The sequence below is a fragment of the Enterocloster alcoholdehydrogenati genome (assembly GCF_013282095.1).
GTDB classification, from domain to species: domain Bacteria; phylum Bacillota; class Clostridia; order Lachnospirales; family Lachnospiraceae; genus Enterocloster; species Enterocloster alcoholdehydrogenati.
On record NZ_BLTJ01000029.1, the window covers coordinates 1 to 3,412 of the forward strand.

Annotated in this window: 5 protein-coding genes and 1 pseudogene; 3 read left to right on the forward strand and 3 right to left on the reverse strand. The window is 30.8% G+C overall.

Annotated elements, in window-relative coordinates; all coding sequences use genetic code 11:
* The 3 genes and pseudogenes from HW447_RS18085 to HW447_RS17705 form a co-directional block, all read right to left on the reverse strand.
* A pseudogene (locus HW447_RS18085) lies at positions 1 to 377 on the reverse strand (hypothetical protein); the annotation flags it as partial.
* Between the two features lie 18 nt (positions 378 to 395).
* Entirely contained in the window at positions 396 to 620 is a 225-nt protein-coding gene (locus tag HW447_RS17700) for a hypothetical protein (protein ID WP_176256342.1), read from the reverse strand.
* A 23-nt stretch (positions 621 to 643) separates the two neighbouring features.
* Entirely contained in the window at positions 644 to 2,026 is a 1,383-nt protein-coding gene (locus HW447_RS17705) for a transposase (RefSeq protein WP_176256343.1), read from the reverse strand.
* 124 nt (positions 2,027 to 2,150) lie between these two features.
* Here HW447_RS17705 and HW447_RS17710 point away from each other — a divergent pair, with 124 nt between their 5' ends.
* The 3 genes from HW447_RS17710 to HW447_RS17720 all read left to right on the forward strand — a co-directional run bounded on the left by HW447_RS17710 (position 2,151) and on the right by HW447_RS17720 (position 3,365).
* Positions 2,151 to 2,474 (forward strand): helix-turn-helix domain-containing protein, encoded by a 324-nt coding sequence (locus HW447_RS17710; protein ID WP_176256344.1) that lies wholly within the window; start codon positions 2,151 to 2,153, stop codon positions 2,472 to 2,474.
* 129 nt (positions 2,475 to 2,603) lie between these two features.
* Positions 2,604 to 3,176 carry an Ntn hydrolase family protein gene (locus HW447_RS17715; RefSeq protein WP_176256345.1) on the forward strand — a complete coding sequence of 191 codons (573 nt, stop codon included), beginning with the start codon at positions 2,604 to 2,606 and terminating at the stop codon, positions 3,174 to 3,176.
* The gene (locus HW447_RS17720; protein WP_176256346.1) at positions 3,177 to 3,365 is read left to right on the forward strand and encodes a hypothetical protein; all 189 of its coding nucleotides are present in this window, start codon (positions 3,177 to 3,179) and stop codon (positions 3,363 to 3,365) included.
* Positions 3,366 to 3,412: the final 47 nt, after the last annotated feature.

The window sequence follows — 3,412 nt, forward strand, 5'->3', positions numbered from 1 at the left end:
TATGAAATGAATGATACTTCTGTTACTACTGTACTCCATAATAATAGTCCTGGTTTGCAATATCTTGATTCATAACATTTTCCAGGAATAGCAATGAAACGCCATTCTGAATTTGAATATAATGACAAACCAGTGTGATGAGAAACAGTAATTACAGTTGGCTTTGATAATTTGATAGTTGCTGTAGATCCTATAGGTACTTCAGCTACGACAATACCATTAATTTTGTATTTAGTCCTTTTTACTCCTCTATCATCAGATAATGCTCTTATCTTTATTCCAGTTGGAGCAGATGCTATTGGACAACCACAATGCGGACAATTTGAAGCTTGATTAGAAATTTCTTTTCCGCATTCTGGACAATTGATTAGAGCCATAATAAGACCTCCTGTAGTTTAATAATCAGCATATTTATCTTTTTTGGCTTTCCATTTTTCAAAACCTTCGACCATATTACTGTCTTCTCGGTTGAGTTTTTCTCCGCGAGCTTTTCTTGCTCTTGCATCTTGTAAATCCTCGGCAGTGTAATCATCACCACCACATGCAGTTAATACGGTTGAACTTAATAAAATGCCTGTCATGCTTGCAATAATTAGTTTTTTGGCAAAAGATTTTTTCATGTTTGCGTACTCCTTTATGTGTGTTAATTTAAAATTTTCTTGAATTTTATCCTTACCTCATCTGAGCAATGAGCATAAAGCTCCATTAATTCAAATAAGGTAAGCACCCCAAATTCATATCCAGAATAAAGAACTACATAAGGAAAAACTTCTGGTATATATGTTTTGAGAATAATTGGTAGAGACTTATGTAAATATTGCTCACCGTCTGGTAATAATGTATAAAGCTGAAAGAAAAGATAACCAAACAGGACACAGACAATGTGGAAAAGTATTACGTTTAATTTTGTGCTTTTGAAATCTTCGATTTTCCAGAAGTCTTTTAATTGTCGATAATCTTCTTCAATCTCTGGTCTGAGTTCATAGGTTGTGATGATGTCCCTTGCCGACGTATTTATATCTGTGGTTACAAAAACAAAATATTCATCTTCGTTTTTGTTCCAAACTACACAGCAATTAATGGGAACATCTTCTTTAGGATTAGAGCTTTCCCAATATAAACCCATACCAGAAATAGCAGAAATGACTTGATCTTTTCTTTTAGGATTAGGATGAGGTTTCCAATCATCTAATTCTTTGGCACTGAGTACAGCTTGTTCATAAGCAATCATATTTTCTTTTAAGGGAACATAAACATCAACATTTCTAGATGTTTTAAGAAAATTAATTATGTCCCTAGATAGAAATCCTCTATCATTAATGAGAATATCGCCAGGTTTTAACATTGGAGAAGTACGAACCATTTCTTCACTCAGATTAAAATCATGGATGTTGATACTACCAAATCGGATATCTTCAATCAAACCAGTATCATCAACAATTCCTCTGAGAGTGGCAAGCTTATACCCTCTGGTTAATGAATCATCACGTTTACTATGCGTAACTCCTGAATTTTCATAGTTGGAATTGGAATAATTAACCTCCAGATCAGTACAATCAAGGATATGAATATCTGGAGCAATATCAAGCATAGGGAAAATGCTCTTTTGAACTGTGTTGTTATAACCGTTAATAAATAAAGAAGGATTATATTTACTTAATAAAAATCTTAAAGTTCCTTCTTGCATTAATCCGCATTTTAAGCTTCCATTAGAATCAATCAGTGTATATCCAAGTTTTGCCAAAGTCCTGTGGTTACTGATTGCATACGGAATATCAGTAAGACTGGTCTGAACTTTCATTTTAGCAGCTATAGCACTGGCCCAGATTAATTCATAAGGAACGGTTGTATTATGTGAACGCTTATCAGAAATATTATCCTTTAGACATTCAAACAAATGAATATCATTCATTTTGAGAATAATATCATCAATAAGATTGGTAGTGCTTAATGCAACCATGTCCAATTTACCGTTGCGGATATTATTTAATGTAGTTTCTTGGTTATACTTACACAGCCGGATCATTTTTTCACCTCCTTTCCACCTTCAGTATACTACAAGAATACGTTTTTGTCTACTATTAGAAACGTTTTCGTATTCCAAAAGTATACGATTTTTATAGTAAAATAAAAAGAAAAGGTGTTTATATATGCTAATTGGTTACAGAATAAAACAACTGAGATTAGATGCTAAAATGACACAACCAGAATTAGCTGATAAGATAAAAGTATCACGCTCTACAGTTGCAGCTTATGAAAACAACACAAGACAACCATCTTTTCAAATTCTTACACGTATTGCTCATGTTTTCAATGTTAGTACAGATTATATTTTATTAGGACATGAGCAAGATGCTATAGATGTTAGTGGCTTGTCTAATGAACAAAGGGCACTTATTGCTGGGCTTGTTAAAAATTTTAAAGAAACCAATGAAATCATTAGACATACTTCTAAACGAAAAGAAAACTTATAGAACAACATAATAAAATGTTAACAATAATTAAATCAAGCGTAATTTTAATATGTAATATTATTTTTATAATATAAAAATATACTATGATGTGATATAATTATGTAAAAAATATAAGCAGAGGATTTTTACATGAGTTTAATAGTGGGTATTTTACAAAATGATTTTATTATGTTTTGTTCGGACTCTAGATTGAATGGATATGACCAAAAAAAGTATTTAGTTCAAAAGATTTTTAAGCTAAATGATAACTTAATGTATGCAACAGGCGGAGATAAAGAATCAATAGATAATATTTTGGATAAAGCCATAAGTGTTTGTGAGGAAAATGTAAGTTATAGGGAGTTTAGTAATATAGTTGAAGATATATTTAGAAGTTTACCTTTAAGCGAAACGAAAAATATTTCACTTTTTATAGGTGAGGTATGTGGTAATAAATTATCAATGAAAGAATTACTAGTTTTAAATCATGAATTAATCTGCAATATATATAATACTCCTGTTGATATTCCAATCCGAAGATTAGCAACTGGTCAAGCAAACTTACATATTGATACAATTAAAACGTATTTCCCATTTGGAAAAGAGATGACTATTACTGAAATAAAAGATGCTGTTAAAAAAGTATTAGATTTAGGGTGTATGATAGATGATGAAATTGACAATGAAATGCAATATGAATATATAAAAAAAGGAGTGACATGATTGGATAATATAAAGAATACAAGTTGTACTTATACAATTGATGATTGGATAATAACTAAATTTCCTGAACCTTTATATACTATAGAACAAATCCAAAAGTTCAAAGTATTAAAAAAAGTTATTGAATTAAATGAAAATACACAATCAGAAAACGCTACCAACAATCCGGTAGCGTTTTTATATGACTAAAAATTTGTATTTATTGTTTCGCACAACATCTACTTTACGAATTGAAG